Below are 19,045 nucleotides of genomic sequence, written 5' to 3' on the forward strand. Positions count from 1 at the left end.
GGGCGGCCCCCCCGAGCGTGGGGGTCGCCGGCGGGGGGGGGGGGGGGGGGTGGGGGGGGGGGGGGGGGCCCCGGCCCCCCCCCCCACCACTTTCCCGTTCCGTGCGCCGAGCCCTCAGCGCTTCGACAGCGAGTGCCCGTCGGGTTCCGGTGCCGGGGACGGGTCGGGCAGTGAGACGCCCGGGGGCAGGCCCTGCGCCGGTGGCCCGGCGGGCGGGGCGGGGGCCTCGGCCGCCTGCCGGGGCCGACGGGTCACGGCGAGCGCCCGGTCGTAGACGGCCATCAGCTCCTGGGCGCTGCGGTCGATGTCGTACCGCCGCACCACCGGCGGCACCGGCAGCCGGTCCACGCCGTCGCGCCGCAACTCCCGTAGGGCGGTGGCCAGTTCGTGCACGCCGGGGCTGACCCGGCGGGCGCCGGGGGCCTGGTCGGCGGGCAGGTCGTCGACGGCCGGACAGCTGCCGTAGAGGACGGGCAGCCCGGACGCCAGGGCCTCCAGCGCCGCCAGCCCGAACGCCTCGTCCGGGGACGGGGAGACGAAGACGTCGATGGCCGACAGCAGGCCGGGGATGTCCGGCCCGTCGCCGGCCGCCGGCCCGTCCGCGCCGCCGCGCGCGCCGAGCAGGTGGATCCGGTCGCCGGACCCGAACTGCCCGGCCATCCGCCCCAACATCTCCCGCTCCGGCCCGTCGCCGGCCACCATCAGGTGCACGCCGGGGAGCTGGGTGACCGCCCGGACCAGCACGTCGAACCGCTTGCCGGGCACCAGGCGGCCGGCGCCGCCGACCACGAACGCGTCGGGCGGCAGGCCGAGTCGGGCCCGGATCGCGGCCCGGGCGGCGGGGTCGTGGGCGAAGCGGTGCGCCTCGATGCCGTTGGGCACCACGTGGATCCGCGGCTCCGGGACGCCCCAGCGGCGCAGCCGGGCGGCGACGGTGTCGGAGACCGCGACGGTGGCCGAGCCCAGGCGCTCGGTGGCCCGGTACAGGGCGCGGACGCCGCGGGTCAGCCGCCGGCCCTCGATGACCGCGTCGCCCAACGAGTGCTCGGTGGCGACCACGGCGCGGACGCCGGCCAGCCGGGCGGCGATCCGGCCGTAGACGCAGGCCCGGTAGAGGTGGGTGTGGACGAGGTCGGGGCCGCTGGCGCGGATCAGGCCGACCAGACGGGGGAGCGCGGACAGGTCGCGGTGGCCGGTCATGCCGAGGTGGGTGACGGGGGTGCCGTCCGCCTCGATGGCCTCGGCGAGCGGGCCGGGGTTGGTCAGGGTGACGACCTCGCAGTGGGCGGGCAGCCGGCGCAGCAGCAGCCGCAACTGCTGCGCCGCGCCGCCCACTTCGAGGCCGGTGATGACGTGCAGGACTTTCACCGGATCCCTCCAGGGGTAGCGGCCGGGGTGGCCTGGTCGGCGGCCGGGTCGGCCGCGTCGGGGAGCAGCGGACGGCGGTGCGGCGGACAGGGGCGGCGGTCGATCGCCGCCCCCGTGGTCATCGGCCCTCCCTACGGAGCAGCCGCCGGGCCGCCGCCCGCAGCAGGATCCGCAGGTCCGCGCCCGGCGACCAGCCGTCGGCGTAGCGGGCGTCGAACCGCGCCCGGTCCTCGGCGCTGGCGCCCTCGCGCAGCCCGTGCACCTGCGCCAGGCCGGTGAGGCCGGGCGGCATCGCGGCGCCGCGGTCGGGGTGCCGGCGGGTCAACTCGGCGGCGCGCGAGGGCCGTTCGGGGAGCGGCCCGACCAGGCTCAACTCGCCGCGCACCACGTTGAACAGCTGTGGCAGCCCGTCCAACGAGGTGGCGCGCAACCACCGGCCGAGGCGGCCTGGCCGGGCCCCGGGGCGCGCGGTGCGCAGCCGCAGCAGCGCGAAGCGGCGCCCGTTCCGGCCGACGCGGTCCTGCCGGCACAGCACCCCGGGCCCGTCCACCAGCCGGACCGCCAGCGCGCAGCCGGCCAGCAGCGGCGCCGTCAACAGCAGTGCCGCGGAAGCCAGGACGAGGTCCAGCGCCCGTTTGGCCGGACCGCCGGGCCGGCGCCGGCCGGTGCGCAGCGGCCGGCAGGCGAACCCCCACAGGTGCTCGGTATCGGGTGCCGGCGGCTGCCCGTCGTGGCCCGCGGCGGCCCCGGCCAGCCAGACGGCCGCGCCCTGCCGCAGGAACCGGCGCAGCAGCGCCGCGGCGTACGGGTCGCTCTCCGGCGGCAGGAGGAACACCGCGTCGCGGACGGTGTGTCGGATGACCGCGCGGGTCAGCGCCTCGGACGAGCGGAGCAGCGGCACCACGGCGCCCGCCCCGGCCCCGTCGGGCGCGGCTGGCCCGGTGGGCACCACGCCCACCGGGCGCAGCCCGTATTCCGGGTGCGCCACCAGGGCCGCGGCCAGTTGCCGGGCGGTCGGCTCCGGGCCGACCAGCAGCGCCGACCGCGGCCGGCGCCGGGCGGCGGCGCGGCGCGCCCGGTACACCACGGCCCGTCCGGCCGCCGCCAGCACCGCGTGGAGGACCACCCCGGCGGGCAGCGCCACCGGGCCCAGGGCCCGCCCCGGTTGCAGCGCGGCCAGCGCCGCGGCCACCGCACACCAGCCGCCCGCGGCCCGCCCCAGCAGCGGCGCCAACTCCTCCAACGCGGCCGGGGCCGGGCCCGGGCGGAGGAGCCCGGCCCGCGCGGTGAGCAGCAGCAGGACCGGCACCAGCCCGGCGAGCAGCGCCGGATCCGCGCCCACGAGGAGGACCGCGCCACCGGCGGCCAGCGCATCGGCCGCGGCTAGCAGGACGGGGACGGCGCGCCGCGGCACGGCCCGCCCGCCCCGCGCCGCCGACACCGGGGCGGGCGCCGCACCTCGGCCCGTACGGACCGGGGCGGCGGGCCGCGGCAGCACCCCGGCCGGCGGCCTGGGGCCCCGCCCGGCGCGGGCCGGGGGAGTGTGCGCGCGCCCGGCCGTCATCGCCCGGCCCGCGCCGGGGTCAGGACGGGCGGCACGGCGAGCAGTTCCCGGTAGACGTTCAGCACCGCGCCCGCCGTCCGCTGCGCGTCATGGGCCATCCGTACGTGGTCCCGCAGCCGCTCGCCGAGCGTGCTCCGCCGTTCGGGATCGGCCAGCAGGGTGGTCAGGGCACCGGCCAGCGCCGCCGGGTCGTCGGGCGGCACCAGGCAGGCGTCGGCGGCGTCCGGCGGCAGGCACTCCCGGGCCCCGCCGACGTCGCTCAGCACCACGGGCCGGCCGCACGCCATCGCCTCCAACGGGGCCAGCGCCATCCCCTCCCAACGGGACGGCAACACCACCAGGTCCGCGGCCCGGTACCAGCAGACGGTGTTCTCGGCGGCGCCCGCGAACACCACCCCGGGCGGTGCGGTCCGCTCCAACGCCGCCCGGTCCGGCCCGTCGCCGACCAGCACCAGACGGGCGTCCGGTACCGCGGCGGTCACCTCGGGCCAGGCCCGCAACAGCGTCGACTGGCCCTTCTGCGGGCACAGCCGCGCCACGCACACCACCAGCGGCGCCTCGGCCGGCACGGCGTCGCTCAGCGCGGGCAGGGAGTCGCGCAGTTCCTGCCGGGCGTCGTCGTCCCCAGGGGAGAACCGCCGCAGGTCCACGCCGTTGGTGATCACCACCCACCGGCCCGCCAACCGGGCGGCCGCCCCGCGCGCCCGTTGGGCCTCGCTCGCGCACAGCACCCGATGGGTGAAGCGCACCACCCGCCGCTCCCGGGCCTCCCCGGCCCGCACGGTCAGCGCGCCGGCCGCCTCGAACGGCCAGCAGTGCGGCTGGTACACGGTCGGGAGCCGCCCGCGCACCGCCAACCGGACGGCGGCCCCGGCCCGCGCACCGTGGGCGTGGACGAGATGCGGGCGGGTGCGTCGGATCAGCCGGACCAGCCGCCGGGCCCCGGACAGTGCCGACCCGAAGCCGCCGGCCGGCCACAGCACCACCTCGGCGCCCGCGGTGGCGGCCGCCGCGTGCAGGGTGCCACCGGGCGGCGCGGCCACCACCACCCGTAGCCCGGCGGCCACCTGCGACCGCACCAGGCCGGCGACGACTTGGGCGAGCCCGCCGTCGACCGACCGGGACACATGCAGGACCGTGAGCCGCTCCTGGGGCGGCAGGTCTGGTGGCAACACGCGCACTGCTCCCCTGATTACCGAGCCGTCAGAACTTTCGCGGAAATTGCCGGCGCCTTCTCGCTCAGTGCCGCAGATCGGCCTGGACGAAGAGCGCGCCGAGCAAATAACCCGCCTTTCGGGTGGTGAAGCGGAATGCCAACCGGTCGCCCCCGGACCGGAGCGCCGGCGTCAGGTCGAAGACCCCGGAATCGAAACCTTCGGCGTTGCGGTAGGCGGGTGTACCGGGCCGCTTCCGGTCGAAATCCGAATGAGTCGAGTGCGCCGCCGCATTCGCCGGTTCGGCGGAATGTCGGAGCACGACTGGAGTAATGTGGCCGGCCCGGGCAGAGATTTCGCTCCCGCTTCCGGGCGTTCCGTGATACGCGACGACGCCGGCCCGTCCCCGGGCGTGCGCGGGAATGTGCAATCCGGCGAGTCGCACCGCGAACGCCCGGCGGTGCCCACCCAGCGCCTCGAATCCGTCCCACACCGCCAGCCGCCGCAACGGCTCCCGGCGGTTCTCGTACGCGACGATCAGCGCCCAGCCACCGCAGGCCCCGGCCCGTTCCCCCGCGCCCGGCCGGGCCGCCGTGTACGTGCCCGCGCCGCCCCGCCGCACCAGCGCGGTGACGTCCGCGGACGCCTGGTAGTCGTCGGCCCGAGGGGTGCTGCGCCGCCCGATCGGGTTGTCCGCGGGCACCTCCTGGTACCGGCCGCGGGGGCCGGCGAGCAGCACCCGGTGCCCGCTGGAGCGCAGGTCACCGCCCCAGTACAGCCGGGCGAAGCGCACCCGGGAGCCGGCCGGCAGCCGCAGCGCGGCGCGGCTGGAGCCGGCCGCACCCGGGGCGTCGTCGACGTGCGCGGCCCGGGGCCCAAAGCGGCCGGCCGCCGCGCACTCCCGCCGCCCGGCGCGGCCCGCGGGTCGGCGGCAGGTCACCCAGGAATTGGCGGCCCGAGCGATACCGCCGTGCCCGGTCGCATGGAAGCGCTCGGCGAAAGGAATTCGGGAGGATTCCCGCGGGGGCGGGGCGGCCACTGCCGAAGTCAGCGCGGCCGACAAAGCCAGGGCGGCGACCGCGCATACGGCGCCGCGCCCGGTGCGGTCCATCGACTTCCGCATGTCTTCTCTCCGACTTCAATCAGTCAAACAGGAGAGCACTCTGACAGAAATCATGCTGGAAATCGCGGCAGGCACGCCGCGCTGCCGTCCGGGTTTCCGATCAGCGGAATACCAGCCAGACAGCCTAATGAATCCGCTCAAGTGGTAACGGACGCATCCATAACCCATATTGTTCGTTGTGTCCGATGCCCCATTCGCGAACTGAAAGGAGAATGGGATGAAGCGGTTCGTCAAGACCGCCGCGATGGCCGCGGCCTCCTCAGCCCTGGTGCTGGGCGGCGCGGGTGTCGCAACCGCCAGCGGGGACGGTGGCCACCACGGGCGTGAGGGCCGGCACCACCACGGCCACCACGGCCGTGACTTCGGCCGCTACGACGAGGGTCGTCACCACGGCCGGCACGGCGCGTACGCGGCGGGCTTCGCCGCACACTCGCCGGGTCTCATCAGCGGCAACGTGATCCAGGTTCCGATCAACCTCCCGATCAACTTGTGCGGCAACAGCATCGACGTGATCGGGCTGCTGAACCCGGCCTTCGGGAACAAGTGCCTCAACAAGTGATCCGGCGCCGGTCCGGAGGGACATCGGACCGGCTTGGGTTCCTGGCATAACAGGGGTGGACCGCCCACGGCCCAGGCCGCTGGGTGGTCCACCACCCGGCCCCCCGCACAGCGCCTGACCAGCTAATTTGTCACTGTGGCGGCACGCCATACTGGTGGCATGGGAAGAACCAGGCGCGGGCGCGGCGGCCCGGAGTCCGTCACCGGCACGGTCGGCGGCGGCATCGCGGAACTGCGGCCCGACCGGGACCGGCCGCGCGGATGGACGCTGTTGATCGACGGCGCCCCGCAGTCCCATGTGGACCTCGACGACCCGGCGCATCTGGAATTCTCCTACCAGCGGCGGCTCGGCCACATCGCCGATCTGGCCGCCCCGACCGGTGCGCCGCTGCGCGTCGTCCATCTCGGCGGTGGCGCGCTGACACTGGCGCGGTACATCGCCGCGACCCGGCCCCGCTCCACCCAGCAGGTCGTGGAGATCGACACCCCGCTCGTCCAACTGGTCCGCGAGCGGCTCCCGTTGGAGAGCGGCTGGCGGATACGGGTGCGCGGCGCGGACGCCCGCGCCGGACTGGCCAAGATCCCGGACGGCTGGGCGGACCTGGTCATCGCGGACGTCTTCGCCGGGGCCCGCACGCCCGCGCATCTGACCAGCGGCGAATTCGTGGCGGAGGTGCGGCGGGCGCTTCGGCCCGGCGGGCTCTACGCGGCCAACCTCGCCGACGGGCCGCCGCTTTCGTTCCTGCGCGGGCAGATCGCCACCGTGCACACCGTCTTCCCCGAGTTGGCGCTGACCGCCGAGCCGGCCGTGCTGCGCGGCAGGCGGTTCGGCAACGCCGTGCTGCTCGCCGGGGACCTGCCGCTGCCGGTCGGGGAGTTGACCCGGCGGGCGGCCGGCGATCCGCACGCCGGGCGAGTCGAACACGGCCGGGCGCTGCTGGACTTCACCGGTGGCGCGGCGCCGGTCACCGATGCCACCGCGGTCGTCTCTCCGGCTCCGCCCGACGGCGCTTTTGCGTGAGGTGACCTGATGGGGCGTCAATGCTCCTGTTAGGTGGTGTGGTTGAGGGTTTCGACTACCGGTGGGTGGCCGTTCCAGGTGCAGATCACCGAGGTGTGGGAGCCGTTGCCGGTGAAGTCGACGCGGAGCCACTGGTCCTGCTTCCAGACCTGCATCTCCCAGCCCGGGTTGGGGGTCGCCGAGACCAACTCGGCGGAGTCGGTGCCCAGGGAGAGGACCACCCGGCCGCCGGGGGTGGCGTAGTTGTGGACCCGGCCGCCGGTGGCCGGGGGCGCGTTGGTGCCCGGGGTGTTCGCGGGGGTGGCGGTCGGGCTGCTGGCGGTGTGGGACGGGGCGACGGGCCGCGCCGGGCGGTCGTCGGAGGACGGGGTGGGGCTCGCGGAGGGCGAGGCGGACGGTCTGGGGCGGTGGGTGGAGGAGACCTGCGGCAGGGCCGAGGAGTCCACCTGGTCGGACAGGGGCAGCGCGCGCGGGGCGTCGTACGCCGTGCCGGACAGCACGGTGTGCACGCCGAACCACGACAGGGTGACCGCGGCGCCGGTCGCCAGCGTCCAGGCCGCCGCGTGAACCAGACCTCGTTGCATCTGCGTCATCTTGCCCCACCCGTAGGGCCGCTCGCAGCCCGTCCGGTACCGGGGGCAGCGGTGTCCGGTCGTCAACCTCGGGGCGGGAAACCCGCTCGTATGGCGTACGGTGCGGCCCATGGCACGAGTGCTCGTCGTCGAGGACGACCAGTTCGTACGCTCCGCGCTGATCCGGCACCTGACCGAGGCCGGGCACGCGGTGCGCAGCGTCGCAACCGCCCTGGAGGCGCTGCGCGAGGTCGCGCACGTCGGCTTCGACCTGGTCGTCCTCGACCTCGGGCTGCCCGATCTGGACGGTGGCGAGGCGCTGAAGATGCTGCGCGGCATCACCGACGTCCCGGTGATCATCGCCACCGCGCGGGACGACGAGGCCGAGATCGTCCGGCTGTTGAACGACGGCGCCGACGACTACCTCACCAAGCCGTTCTCGGTCGAGCACCTCTCGGCCCGGATGGCCGCCGTGTTGCGCAGGTCCCGAGGCGGCGGCCCCGGGGCGGAACCGCCCTCACGAGTGATCCGGGTCGGCGGGCTGGCCATCGATCCGCTGCGCCGCCAGGCCGAGTTGGACGGCACCGCGCTCGACCTGACCCGCCGCGAGTTCGACCTGCTGGCCTTCCTCGCCGAGCGCCCCGGCGTCGTCGTCCCCCGTAAGGAGCTGCTGGCCGAGGTGTGGCGGCAGTCCTACGGGGACGACCAGACCATCGACGTCCATCTGTCCTGGCTGCGCCGGAAGTTGGGGGAGACCGCCGCCCGGCCGCGGTACCTGCACACCCTGCGCGGCGTCGGCGTGAAGCTGGAGCCCCCGCGGTGAGGGGCGGCGCGCGGTGAGGTGGGCGCTGGTGAAGGTGGCCCTGGCGGTCACCACGATGGTCGTGGTCGCGTTCGCCGTCCCGTTGGGGCTGGTGGTCAAGGAGATGGCGTCCGACCGCGCCTACGGGGGCGCCGAGCGGCAGGCCGCCGCCCTCGGGCCGGTGCTCGCCATCACCACCGACCGCACCCAGCTCGAACGGGCCCTGGCCAGCGCCGAGACCGGTCCCGGCGAGCGGATCGGCATCCACGTACCGGCGGGCGCCCAGGGCGGCGGGCCGGCCGAGATCGGCGCCCGCCGGGCCGCCCCCGTCGACGTCGCCGCCGCGGTCCGGCTCGGCCGGGCCTCCATCGCCCAGGTGTCCGGCGGCACCGCGCTGCTCCAACCCACCGCGGTGGCCTCCGGCATCGCCGTCATCGAGGTCTACGTCCCCGACGCGGCGCTCACCAACGGGGTGGCCACCTCCTGGGCGATCCTGGCCGGCGTCGGCCTGGCGCTGGTGATCGGCTCGGTCGCGGTCGCCGACCGGCTCGGCACCAAGATGGTGCGCCCCGCCGAGCGACTGGCCGTCGCCGCCCACGACTTGGGGCGGGGCGACCTCGGCGTCCGGGTTCGGGAGGACGGACCGAAGGAGTTGCGCTCGGCGGCCAGCGCGTTCAACTCGATGGCCGACCAGGTCGTCCAACTGCTGGCCAACGAGCGGGAGTTGGCCGCCGACCTCTCGCACCGGCTGCGCACCCCGCTGACCGTGCTGCGGCTCAACGCCGCCTCGCTCGGCGACGGCCCGGCCGCCGAGCAGACCCGGGCCGCCGTCGAGCAGTTGGAGCACGAGGTCGACCAGATCATCCGCACCGCCCGCGCCCAACGGGAGCTCAGCGCCCAGGCCGCCGCGGCGGCTGGCTGTGACGCCGCCGAGGTGATCCGCGAACGGATGGACTTCTGGTCGGCGTTGGCCGAGGACGAGGGCCGCACCGTCCGGGTCGCCGGCGCGGACCGCCCGGTGCGGGTCCCGGCCGCCCGACCCGACCTCGCCGCGGCCCTGGACGCCATGCTCGGCAACGTCTTCCGGCACACACCCGAGGGCACCGCGTTCGCCGTCGACGTCCACAACGCCGACGACGCGGTGATCGTGCTGGTCTCCGACGCCGGTCCGGGCATCGCCGACCCGGCCGCCGCGCTGCGCCGCGGCCACGGGGGCGGCGGCGCGGGCTCCACCGGCCTGGGCCTGGACATCGTCCGCCGGCTCGCGGAGTCCACCGGCGGCGACGTGCGGATCGGCCGCTCGGTGCTCGGCGGCACCGAGGTCCGGGTCTGGCTGGCCCTGGGCGGGCGGCGCGCCGCCGGCACCCGGCGCGGGCGCCGGCTGCGCCGCCGGCTCGGCGCCCGCCGCCGACGGGGTGCCCGCACCGCGCCGGACGCCGGGGACCGCCGGCCTTAACCGCCCCCTTCGGCTTCCTTAACGCGGCCATAAGTCCCCCAACCGCCGTACCGAAACCGGCATTTGTCCGTTTCGTTGCCGCTAGCGTGCGGGACGCACCCCTAGGTGGTGCGCCCCCACCCCATGCGATGACAGGCAGGCACGCCATGAGTTCCTCGGCACACCGGCGCCGTACGAGCCGCACCACCAAGCTGATCGGGACCGCGGTGGCCGGCGCGCTGGCGGTCGGCGGCGGGATCGCGGTCGCCGGCTCCGCGCTGGCCACCAAGGCCCCGCAGCCCAACACCGCCGCCCGCGCCGGCTTCTCCCCGTACGTGGACACCTCCCTCTACCCCGCCTACGACCTGACCGGCACCGCCCAGAAGGCCGGGGTGAAGGAGTTCACCCTCGCCTTCCTCACCTCCGGCGGCGGCTGCGTCCCCAAGTGGGGCGGCTCGGGCGACCTCGGCGCGGACGCGGTGGCCAAGCAGATACCGGCGCTGCGCAAGGCCGGCGGCGACGTCCGGGTCTCCTTCGGCGGTGCCAACGGCACCGAACTGGCCGCCGCCTGCTCCTCCGCGTCCCAACTGGCCGCCGCCTACGGCAAGGCCCTCGACCAGTTCAAGCTCACCAAGGTCGACTTCGACATCGAGGGCGGTGCGCTGCCGAACGCGGCCGCCAACACCCGCCGGGCGCAAGCCATCGCCCAGCTCCAGAAGCAACACCCGGGCCTGGACGTCTCGTTCACCCTCCCGGTGATGCCCGAGGGCCTCACCCAGGACGGCGTGGACCTCCTCGCCGACGCCAAGAAGAACGGCGTCAAGATCTCCGCCGTCAACATCATGGCGATGGACTACGGCTCCTCCTACAGCGGCAACATGGGCACCTACGCCACCCGGGCCGCCACCGCCACCCAGGGCCAGTTGAAGAAGGCCCTCGGCCTGAGCGACGCGGACGCCTGGAAGGCCGTCGCCGTCACCCCGATGATCGGCGTCAACGACGTCCAGGGCGAGGTCTTCACGCTCGACGACGCGGCCGCCCTGGTGAAGTTCGCCAAGAGCAAGCACCTGTCCCGGCTGTCGATGTGGTCCGCCACCCGCGACAAGCCCTGCCCCGGTGGACCGTCCCACTCCGCCCAGCCGACCTGTAGCTCCATCGCCCAGGCCCCGCTGGCCTTCAGCAAGGCGTTCGCCGCCTACACCGGCTGACCCCCCACCGGTCCGGAGCCCCACCTCCCGGACCGCTCCTACGGCGGGGCGCGGCGGCCCCCACCCCCACCCGCTGCGCCCCGCCCCTTCTTACGTGCGGCAGACGGTCACCGGTCAGCCGCCGGCGCGCACCGCGGCCCGGAACGCGATCGGCGTGATCCCGGCCTGCCGTTGGAAGAACTTGCTGAAGTTGGTGGCGTCCGCGAAACCCAGCCGGTCCGCGATCCGCGCGGCCGGCTGGTCGCCGTGCGCCAACAGCCGCTTGGCCTCCAGCACCACCCGCCGGTCGATGAACTCCTTCGCCCCGACGCCGGCCGCCGACTCGGTGGCCCGGGAGAGCGTGCGGGGCGCATAGCCCAACGACCGGGCGTAGTCGGCGACCCGGCGGCTGCGGGTGAACCCCCGCTCCACCGCGTCCCGGAACCGCAGATACGTCTCGCCCGCCTCACACGTCCCGCCGTCCGGCCCGTCCGCCGACCCGTCGAGGTGCGCGGCCCGCAGCACCAGGACGGCCAACAGGTGCCGCAGCACGTCCAGATGCGCCTCCAGCGGCAGCCCGCCCAACGCCCCGAACTCGCGGTGCAGATGCCCCAGCGCCTCCTCCAGCGCGCGGGCGGCGGCGCCCTCGGGGTGTCGCACGGCGGGCCCGTACCAGTCCTCGATCCGGGCCGCGGTGGCGGTCGCCGGGTCCAGGAAATCGGACTCGAAGAGCACCAACCGCCCCTCCGCGCCCGTGAGATCGCCGAAGTGCTGCACCTGCCCGGGCCGCGACCACAGCAGGTCGCCGGGCGTGAGGAGGTGCTCCCGGAAGTCGACGGTGTGGACCAGTCGCCCGCGGTCCAGGGCCAGCAGGTGGTGGAAACCGGGCCGGTGCGGCGTCGACAGCCCGCAGGCGTCCGCGCGCCCGCGCAGCTCGGCGAGGGTCAGCACCTCCACCCCGGCCGGCCGCCCGACCGGAGCGGAGAACGGCACCTCGCGGATCGCCGCTGCATCCTCTCGGGGATCCTGTCGCTTTTTCACCATGACCCGTCGCCTCGCTACCCCGGAATCTCCCGTTCGTACCCCTAGCGTAGGAGACGTCAGCACTGCTGATGGCGGAAAACGGCAGCCACACCTCGGCGACCGGAACACCGCGGTCCGTAGGGCATCCTTCGCCCCCTCAATGAACCACTGGGAGAACCCACCATGTCCAAGATCGCTCTCTTCGGGGCCAACGGCACCATCGGCAGCCGCATCCTCGACGAGGCCCTGCGCCGCGGCCACCAGGTCACCGCGGTCGTCCGCGACCCCGCCAAGCTCACCAAGAGCGACCCCAACCTCACCGTGGTCACCGGCGACGTCCTCGACCCGGAGTCCGTCGCCGAGGTCGTCAAGGGCCAGGACGTGGTGGTCAGCGCGGTCGGCGGCGGCGACGGCCCGGGCCACATCGCCACCATCCGGCCCGCCGCGGAGGCGCTGGTCGCCGGGGTGCGGACGCTGGGCGGGGACGCGCCGCGGCTGCTCTCGGTCGGCGGCGCCGGCTCGCTCCGCAAGCCGGACGGCACCCAGGTCTGGGACGCCGCCGGCCTCCCGGTCTTCCTGCTCCAGATCATGCACGCACACGGCGACGCGCTGGACTTCTACCGCACCGTCTCCGACGTCCGTTGGACCAACCTCAGCCCGGCCGCCACCATCGAGCCCGGCGAGCGCACCGGCACCTACCGGACCGCCACCGACGACCTCGTCGTCGCCGAGGACGGCAGCAGCCGGATCTCCGCCGAGGACTACGCCGTTGCCCTCCTGGACGAGATCGAGGAGCCGCGCCACATCGGCGAGCGCTTCACCGTCGGCTACTGAGCATCCGTCCGGCGGCCCGTCGCCCTTGTGTGCGGCGGCACTTGACCCGGAAAACACCCGAGGCCCCCGATCCGAAGATCGGGGGCCTCGATGCTGGGGTGAGTAACGGGACTCGAACCCGCGACATCCTGGACCACAACCAGGTGCTCTACCAGCTGAGCTATACCCACCAAGACCGGTGCTGTGTGGTTCCTTTTCCCCACCGGCTGAGAAAAAGTGTACAGGCTCCGGAGGGGTGCTCGCTCCCAGGTTTCGTGTCCCCGGGAGCGAGCTGCGTCACTGCTTCGCCGACTCCGGTTCGGCGGACAGCTGGTGCTTGGCCGCGATGGCCTTCGCGGTCTCCGAGTCCGGCCCCGGTTGGGGCACGAACACGGCCTCCCGGTAGTAGCGCAACTCCGCGATGGATTCACGGATGTCGGCCAGCGCCCGGTGGTTGCCGTTCTTGTCCGGACTGTTGAAGTACGCCCGCGGGAACCAGCGCCGGGCCAGTTCCTTCACGGACGACACATCGACGATCCGGTAGTGCAGGTAGCTCTCCAGTGTGGGCATGTCGCGCAGCAGGAAGCCGCGGTCGGTCCCGACGGAGTTACCGCACAACGGCGCCTTCCCCGGCTCCGGCACATGCTGCTTGATGTACTCCAGCACCTGTGCCTCGGCCGCTTCCAGCGTCGTCCCGGAGTCCAGCTCGGCCAGCAGCCCGGAGGCGGTGTGCATCTGCCGCACCACCTCCGGCATGGTGGTCAGCGCCTCGGCCGGGGGACGGATCACCACATCCACCCCGTCACCCAGCACGTTCAGTTCCGAGTCGGTGACCAGGGCGGCCACCTCGATAAGCGCGTCACTCGCCAGCGAGAGTCCGGTCATCTCGCAGTCGATCCACACCATGCGATCGTTCATACGTCTCACCCTACGGGGCGCTCCCGCTGGCCGGGGAGCACGGGGCGAGCGGCCCCGCGGCCGACCGGGGTCTCCGGGAGACGTGCGGCATACCCCTCCGGCTGGGGCCGGCCCGCGTCGACCGCCTCGGCGGCCAACCCGTGCCCGCCCAGCGCGGCCGCGGAGAACCGCTCGGCCGCCAGCGCCGCCCGCTCGCGCTCCGGCGAACGGTCGGCCCGCTCCGGTCGCAGGGCGGGCTCCGGCGCGCCGTTCTGCGGTCGACGGGCGCGGTAGGCCGCCCGGTAGGCCGCGGGCGAGGCGCCGAGCTGCCGTCGGAAGTGGCCGCGCAGCGCGACCGGCGAGCGGAACCCGCAGCGGCCGGCGACCTCGTCCACCGAGTAGTCGGAGGTCTCCAGCAGCCGCTGGGCCTGGAGGACCCGTTGGGTGATCAGCCACTGGAGCGGTGCGCTGCCCGTGAGGGAGCGGAACCGCCGGTCGAAGGTGCGCCGGCTCATGTACGCGCGGGCGGCCAGCGTCTCCACGTCGAACTGCTCGTGGAGGTGCTCCAGCGCCCAGGCGACGACCTCGGCGAGCGGGTCGGCGCCGATCTCCTCTGGTAACGACCTGTCCAGGTAGCGCTGGTGCCCGAGGTCGGACGCGGTCCGCCGGGGCGGGACGACCAGGCGGCGGGCGAGCGCGTTGGCCGCGTCGGCGCCGTGGTCGGTGCGCACGATGTGCAGGCAGAGGTCGATGCCGGCGGCGGTACCCGCGGAGGTGAGCACGTCGCCGTCGTCGACGAACAGCTCGCGCGGGTCCACGTGGACGGACGGATAACGCTTGGCGAGCGTCGGCGCGTACATCCAGTGGGTGGTGGCCGGGCGGCCGTCGAGCAGTCCGGCCGCGGCGAGGACGAACGCCCCCGTGCACAGCCCGACGATCCTGGCCCCCTCCTCGTGCGCGCGGCGCAGTGCGTCGAGCGCCGCGGGCGGCGGGGCCTGGGTGATGGAGCGCCAGGCCGGCACGACGACCGTCCCGGCGCGGGAGATCGCCTCCAGCCCGTAGGGGGCGGAGAGTTCGAGCCCCCCGGTGGTGCGCAAAGGCGCATCTTCGCCAGCGCACACAAGTAGTCGGTACCTCGGAACACCGGCATCCTGTCGATCGATGCCGAAGACCGAGAGCGGAATAGAGCTCTCGAAAATGGGGCCGCCACTAAAGAGGAGCACCGCGACTATTTCGCGGCGTCGTCGGGCGGCGAGCTTGCGTGCGGCGTCTGGTACAGCAGCGGAGTCCTGGCTCATGGCACTTAAGCCCCCCTCGGTCGTCTCGCCCTCTCGGTCCTGCACAGTTCCCCCGCCGTCCCAACCAAGATCGAACCTACTGTGCCCCGTGAGGATGGAGCGCCAAGTTCACCACCCACTGGTATGTCGATATGGCAACTTGGCGCGAAGCATTCGATCACGAAGCGTTCCACTCGTCGGCCCTGCATGAAAAGTGCGCGTCTCGGCTCTGCCCGTTCGCAGTAGGGCACAACCATGCCCACCGGTCCTTTCCGCCCAGCTCACACCTGGGTTGAGGGGGGTCGGGGGCAAGGGTTCAGCCAGGGCTCGAAGTTGGCCGAAAACGGTCGTGCGCAGACTTGCGAACGCCTCAATCGACCGGCGTACGCCTTTCGTTGTGCCGTCCACCCCCTTGTGCTTCCGTCCCGTTACGCCCGCTTTTGTTCAGGGGGTGTTCTGCGCTCGTGGTACGTGCCACCGGCACACCAATCGTTCTCCCGTGGGGAGTCGGGGGAGAGGGTGCCCTTCTTTGTTCGGGACCTGGCGCGGGTGATCAAGGTGACGGGCGTCGGCGGCGACCCGAGGCGTCGCGTGGTCGCGTCGGAGCTCACCGGGTCGAGTGATCTCTTAGGCGGCGCCGGCGACATGGCGCTCAGCGCGGTCCGGCCACTACCGCACCGCCGTCGACGTCCACAAGGCGTCGCCGGGGTACGTACGGGGGCATGACGGGGCATTGCCATCCGCGCCACGCTCCGGCATGCTCCGGGGAACGCTTGCGGCCCCGGGCGCTCCTGGAGGGCGTCACCGGACCGTGTGCGTTCTGGGCAGTGGAGGAGTAGCGCCGTACTCTTGGGGTATCGGCTTGGGAAGACGATTCCTAGTCGTATCGTTCCTCTTTGAACTAAGGCGCCGGCTCCTCGACCGAGCCGCCCAGGTCAACTGCCGGATCAAGTCAATCGCCGTTCCCCGTTCGCCCCTCCGCAAGAGGACGTTCTCGCCGAGACACCCATGGCCGGTCACGAATCCCCCGAACCCGCGGACCGCAAGCAGGTCGCCGATCCGATGGCGGACCTCGAAGCAGCGGAACAGAAGCGCCACTCATGCGATCCCGCCTTCCAGCACGGCGTCGTGGTCGGCTTCGACGGCTCCATGTCGAGCGAACGCGCGTTGGCGTATGCAATCGGTATGGCCCGCCGCCACGGCTCCGGCCTGATCATCGTCCACGTCGCCAACCGGCTGCCGACGACGGTCTGGGCGGGCTGCGAGCCCCCGGTCTTCGTCGACGTCCCCGACCATCGCACCGAGGTGTTGGGGCTGGAGCTCGCCTGCGCCGACCACCTCGCCGAGGTCCCCTGGATCCTCGTCGAGCGCGGCGGCGACATCTGTCACGAGCTGGAGGAGGTCGGTCGGGAGTACGAGGCCGACGCGATCGTGGTCGGCTCGACCCACGGCATCGTCGGCCGGATCTTCGGCTCGGTCGCCGGCCGGCTCGCCCGCCGCGCACAGCGGCCGGTCATGGTCATCCCCTAAGGGCCCGCGAGGGTCGTTGGCGCGTGTGCCCCGATGCGCCCTCGTGCGCCCTGCGGTGGCGCGCGCTGGTGCGCGGGGTCAACTCCCTTGCACGCCCGACCAGTTGATCGATTCTCCTTCGTGCGTCCACAGTTGAGAGGGCGTCATGAGGATTGTGGGTAGCGGGCGTCCGGTTGCCGTCCGGAGGTTGGTTGTGCGCTTGTGACGGGTAGAAAACGGTCGCAACCGCGTGCTGCCGACCAGGAAGTGACGGATCCCGGGGCGGCGGCATCCCGCCGGCGTAATGGGCGACGCCGGCAAGGGGAGGCGCCGGCTCCGCGTGCGTATGGTGGCACGCATGCGGAGCCAGCGCCGTGTTGTGCGGCTAGGGCCCACCCGGCCCTGACCCATCGGGCAGGACCTAGGCCGCCGCTTTCGTGGACCGGGCAAGGTCCGGTCCACCAGTTGGTGTGGGTTACTCCACCGTCACGGACTTGGCGAGGTTGCGGGGCTTGTCGATGTCCCGGCCGAGGGCCAACGCGGTGTGGTAAGCGAGGAGTTGGAGCGGGATGCCCATCAGGATCGGGTCCAGCTCGGGCTCGTTCTTCGGCACCACGATGGTGTGGTCGGCCTTCTCCTGCTCGTCGTGCGCGACGGCGAGGATCCGGCCGCTGCGGGCCTTGATCTCCTCCAGCGCGGCGCGGTTCTTCTCCAGCAGGTCGTCGTCCGGCACGATCGCCACGGTCGGCATCGCCGGCTCGATGAGCGCCAGCGGGCCGTGCTTGAGCTCCGAGGCCGGGTACGCCTCGGCGTGGATGTACGAGACCTCCTTGAGCTTCAACGACGCCTCGCGGGCCACCGGGTAGCCGCGCACCCGGCCGATGAACATCATCGACTTGGCGTCCGCGTACAGCGCCGACAGCCGCTTGATCTCGTCCTCGCCCTTGAGGATCTCGTCGATCTGGCCGGGCAGCTTCCGCAGGCCCTCGATGATCCGCTTGCCGTCCGCGACCGACAGGTCCCGGATGCGGCCCAGGTGCAGGGCGAGCAGCGCGAACGAAACCACCATGTTGGTGAAGCACTTGGTGGAGACCACGCAGACCTCGGGGCCGGCGTGCACGTAGATGCCGCCGTCGGTCTCGCGGGCGATCGCCGAGCCGACCACGTTGACCAGGCCCAGCACCCGGGCGCCCTTGCGCTTGAGCTCCTGGACGGCGGCCAGCACGTCGTAGGTCTCACCGGACTGGGAGACCGCGACGTAGAGGGTGTCGGGGTCCACGACCGGGTTGCGGTAGCGGAACTCGGAGGCCGGCTCGGCGTCCGAGGGGATGCGGGCCAACTCCTCGATCATCTGGGCGCCGATCTGGCCGGCGTGGTACGAGGTGCCGCAGCCGAGGATCTTCACCCGGCGCACCCCGCGCGCCTCACGGGCGTCGAGGTTGAGGCCGCCGAGGTGGACGGTGGAGAAGCGGTCGTCGATCCGGCCGCGCAGCGCCCGGTCCACCGCCTCCGCCTGCTCGGAGATCTCCTTGTGCATGTAGGTGTCGTGGCCGCCCAGGTCGTAGGACTCGGCCGCGTACTCGACGGTCTCCGGCGTCGCCGTCGTCCGCGAGCCCTCGGTCGTGTAGGTGCGGTAGTCGTCGGCCTTGAGGGTGGCCATCTCGCCGTCGTCCAGGGTGACGACCTGGCGGGTGTGCGAGACCAGCGCGGCGACGTCGGAGGAGACGAACATCTCGTGCTCGCCGATGCCGAGGACGACCGGGGAGCCGTTGCGGGCGACCACGATGCGGTCGGCGAAGTCGGCGTGCAGGACGGCGATGCCGTAGGTGCCCTCGACGTGGCGGAGCGCCTCGCGGACCTTCTCCTCCAGGGTGGCGGCGGTGGAGCGGCCGACGAGGTGGGCGAGCACCTCGGTGTCGGTCTCGGAGGCGAAGGTCACGCCGTCGGCGGTCAGACGGGCGCGCAGGTCGGCGGCGTTGTCGATGATGCCGTTGTGGACGACGGCGACCTTGCCCTCGGCGTCGAGGTGCGGGTGGGCGTTCTCGTCGGTGGGGGCGCCGTGGGTGGCCCAACGGGTGTGCGCGATGCCGGTGGTGCCCGCGAACCGCTTCGGCAGCCGGGACTCCAGCTCGCGGACCCGGCCCTTGGCCTTGGCGGTCTTCAGGCCGCCGGCCTTGCCGGTGCCGCTCGCGTGGATGGCGATGCCGGCCGAGTCGTAACCGCGGTACTCCAGGCGCTGAAGGCCCTCAAGGAGCAGCGGCGCGACATCGCGCTTGCCGATGTATCCGACGATCCCGCACATACGGTGACCCTTCTCATTGGCGTTCGGTGGGTGCCCGGTCGTCTTCGACCCGTCCGGGGCTGTGGTCCGGTCGCGTCGCGGCCGTCAGCCGTAGACGAGGCGGCGTAGCTGGCGGAGCGAGAGCGGCGGTGGGGACACGGCGCGGTGCGGCAGCTCGTGGGAGATCCGCTCGAAGATCGCCTCGTTCCGCAGCCCCTGGGACTGCAGTTCGCGGTGTCTGCGGCGGACGAAGCCCTCCGTCGTCTCGTCGAAGTACGCCAGCACGTCCAGCACCACCCGGGCCGCCTCGCCGCGCTGGAGCGGCGTGCTGCGGACCAGGTGGTCGATGAGGTCCTCATGGGACGGACGGCGTTCGAGCACCCGTCGATATTGCGGGGCGCCGGAGAGAATCGCAAGAAATCTGCCCGTTATCGGGCAGGGAGTGTGGAACGTGCCCGGAA

At 73.5% G+C, this 19,045-nt stretch carries 17 protein-coding genes, 1 tRNA gene and 1 pseudogene; 7 read left to right on the forward strand and 12 right to left on the reverse strand.

Annotation, left to right across the window (positions count from 1 at the left end; all coding sequences use genetic code 11):
• Window positions 1–114: 114 nt before the first annotated feature.
• The 5 genes from ACFVFQ_RS16255 to ACFVFQ_RS16275 all read right to left on the reverse strand — a co-directional run bounded on the left by ACFVFQ_RS16255 (window position 115) and on the right by ACFVFQ_RS16275 (window position 5,209).
• Window positions 115–1,368, reverse strand: a complete 1,254-nt coding sequence (locus ACFVFQ_RS16255; RefSeq protein ID WP_383415413.1) for a glycosyltransferase — start codon at window positions 1,366–1,368, stop codon at window positions 115–117.
• Window positions 1,365–1,490 (reverse strand): hypothetical protein, encoded by a 126-nt coding sequence (locus tag ACFVFQ_RS16260; protein ID WP_383415416.1) that lies wholly within the window; start codon window positions 1,488–1,490, stop codon window positions 1,365–1,367. Before ACFVFQ_RS16260 ends, ACFVFQ_RS16255 begins: the two co-directional genes overlap by 4 nt.
• The gene (locus ACFVFQ_RS16265; RefSeq protein ID WP_383415419.1) at window positions 1,487–2,932 is read right to left on the reverse strand and encodes a sugar transferase; all 1,446 of its coding nucleotides are present in this window, start codon (window positions 2,930–2,932) and stop codon (window positions 1,487–1,489) included. Before ACFVFQ_RS16265 ends, ACFVFQ_RS16260 begins: the two co-directional genes overlap by 4 nt.
• Window positions 2,929–4,107 (reverse strand): glycosyltransferase family 4 protein, encoded by a 1,179-nt coding sequence (locus ACFVFQ_RS16270; RefSeq protein ID WP_383415422.1) that lies wholly within the window; start codon window positions 4,105–4,107, stop codon window positions 2,929–2,931. Before ACFVFQ_RS16270 ends, ACFVFQ_RS16265 begins: the two co-directional genes overlap by 4 nt.
• A gap of 64 nt (window positions 4,108–4,171) precedes the next feature.
• On the reverse strand, window positions 4,172–5,209 hold the full coding sequence (locus tag ACFVFQ_RS16275; protein ID WP_383415425.1) for a hypothetical protein: 1,038 nt from the start codon (window positions 5,207–5,209) through the stop codon (window positions 4,172–4,174).
• Window positions 5,210–5,426: 217 nt separating this feature from the next.
• Between ACFVFQ_RS16275 and ACFVFQ_RS16280 the strand changes: the two genes are divergently transcribed.
• Window positions 5,427–5,768 (forward strand): chaplin, encoded by a 342-nt coding sequence (locus ACFVFQ_RS16280; RefSeq protein WP_383415428.1) that lies wholly within the window; start codon window positions 5,427–5,429, stop codon window positions 5,766–5,768.
• 159 nt (window positions 5,769–5,927) lie between these two features.
• Window positions 5,928–6,788 carry a spermidine synthase gene (locus ACFVFQ_RS16285; protein WP_383415431.1) on the forward strand — a complete coding sequence of 287 codons (861 nt, stop codon included), beginning with the start codon at window positions 5,928–5,930 and terminating at the stop codon, window positions 6,786–6,788.
• 29 nt (window positions 6,789–6,817) lie between these two features.
• Here the strand turns inward: ACFVFQ_RS16285 and ACFVFQ_RS16290 are convergent, their stop codons facing one another.
• Window positions 6,818–7,372 carry a hypothetical protein gene (locus tag ACFVFQ_RS16290; RefSeq protein ID WP_383415433.1) on the reverse strand — a complete coding sequence of 185 codons (555 nt, stop codon included), beginning with the start codon at window positions 7,370–7,372 and terminating at the stop codon, window positions 6,818–6,820.
• Window positions 7,373–7,490: 118 nt separating this feature from the next.
• On the opposite strand from ACFVFQ_RS16290, the gene ACFVFQ_RS16295 reads away from it, so the two are divergent.
• From ACFVFQ_RS16295 to ACFVFQ_RS16305, 3 genes and pseudogenes are all read left to right on the forward strand, one after another.
• Window positions 7,491–8,183: a response regulator transcription factor gene (locus ACFVFQ_RS16295; RefSeq protein WP_383415436.1), complete on the forward strand. Its 693-nt coding sequence runs from the start codon at window positions 7,491–7,493 to the stop codon at window positions 8,181–8,183.
• A 13-nt stretch (window positions 8,184–8,196) separates the two neighbouring features.
• Window positions 8,197–9,618, forward strand: coding sequence for an ATP-binding protein (locus tag ACFVFQ_RS16300; RefSeq protein ID WP_383415439.1), 1,422 nt, complete (start codon window positions 8,197–8,199; stop codon window positions 9,616–9,618).
• 284 nt (window positions 9,619–9,902) lie between these two features.
• Window positions 9,903–10,805, forward strand: a pseudogene (locus ACFVFQ_RS16305) (chitinase); the annotation flags it as partial.
• A gap of 114 nt (window positions 10,806–10,919) precedes the next feature.
• On the opposite strand, the gene ACFVFQ_RS16310 reads toward ACFVFQ_RS16305, so the two are convergent.
• The gene (locus ACFVFQ_RS16310; protein ID WP_383415442.1) at window positions 10,920–11,828 is read right to left on the reverse strand and encodes a helix-turn-helix domain-containing protein; all 909 of its coding nucleotides are present in this window, start codon (window positions 11,826–11,828) and stop codon (window positions 10,920–10,922) included.
• A gap of 162 nt (window positions 11,829–11,990) precedes the next feature.
• On the opposite strand from ACFVFQ_RS16310, the gene ACFVFQ_RS16315 reads away from it, so the two are divergent.
• Complete coding sequence (locus ACFVFQ_RS16315) at window positions 11,991–12,641, forward strand: NAD(P)-dependent oxidoreductase (protein ID WP_383415445.1); 651 nt, start codon at window positions 11,991–11,993, stop codon at window positions 12,639–12,641.
• Between the two features lie 94 nt (window positions 12,642–12,735).
• Here ACFVFQ_RS16315 and ACFVFQ_RS16320 read toward each other — a convergent pair.
• The 3 genes from ACFVFQ_RS16320 to ACFVFQ_RS16330 form a co-directional block, all read right to left on the reverse strand.
• A tRNA-His gene (locus ACFVFQ_RS16320) sits at window positions 12,736–12,811 on the reverse strand.
• 106 nt (window positions 12,812–12,917) lie between these two features.
• A complete protein-coding gene (orn, locus tag ACFVFQ_RS16325) occupies window positions 12,918–13,538 on the reverse strand; it encodes an oligoribonuclease (RefSeq protein WP_383415448.1) in 621 nt (206 codons plus the stop codon).
• A 5-nt stretch (window positions 13,539–13,543) separates the two neighbouring features.
• On the reverse strand, window positions 13,544–14,815 hold the full coding sequence (locus ACFVFQ_RS16330) for a helix-turn-helix domain-containing protein (protein WP_383415451.1): 1,272 nt from the start codon (window positions 14,813–14,815) through the stop codon (window positions 13,544–13,546).
• 987 nt (window positions 14,816–15,802) lie between these two features.
• Between ACFVFQ_RS16330 and ACFVFQ_RS16335 the strand changes: the two genes are divergently transcribed.
• Window positions 15,803–16,324 (forward strand): universal stress protein, encoded by a 522-nt coding sequence (locus ACFVFQ_RS16335; RefSeq protein ID WP_383415453.1) that lies wholly within the window; start codon window positions 15,803–15,805, stop codon window positions 16,322–16,324.
• A gap of 454 nt (window positions 16,325–16,778) precedes the next feature.
• Here ACFVFQ_RS16335 and glmS read toward each other — a convergent pair whose 3' ends face one another.
• Both glmS and ACFVFQ_RS16345 read right to left on the reverse strand, forming a co-directional pair.
• On the reverse strand, window positions 16,779–18,605 hold the full coding sequence (glmS, locus tag ACFVFQ_RS16340) for a glutamine--fructose-6-phosphate transaminase (isomerizing) (RefSeq protein ID WP_383415457.1): 1,827 nt from the start codon (window positions 18,603–18,605) through the stop codon (window positions 16,779–16,781).
• A gap of 84 nt (window positions 18,606–18,689) precedes the next feature.
• Complete coding sequence (locus ACFVFQ_RS16345; protein WP_274915591.1) at window positions 18,690–18,965, reverse strand: hypothetical protein; 276 nt, start codon at window positions 18,963–18,965, stop codon at window positions 18,690–18,692.
• Window positions 18,966–19,045 lie beyond the last annotated feature (80 nt).

Source organism: Streptomyces sp. NPDC057743 (assembly GCF_042798755.1).
Classification (GTDB): Bacteria; Actinomycetota; Actinomycetes; order Streptomycetales; family Streptomycetaceae; genus Streptomyces.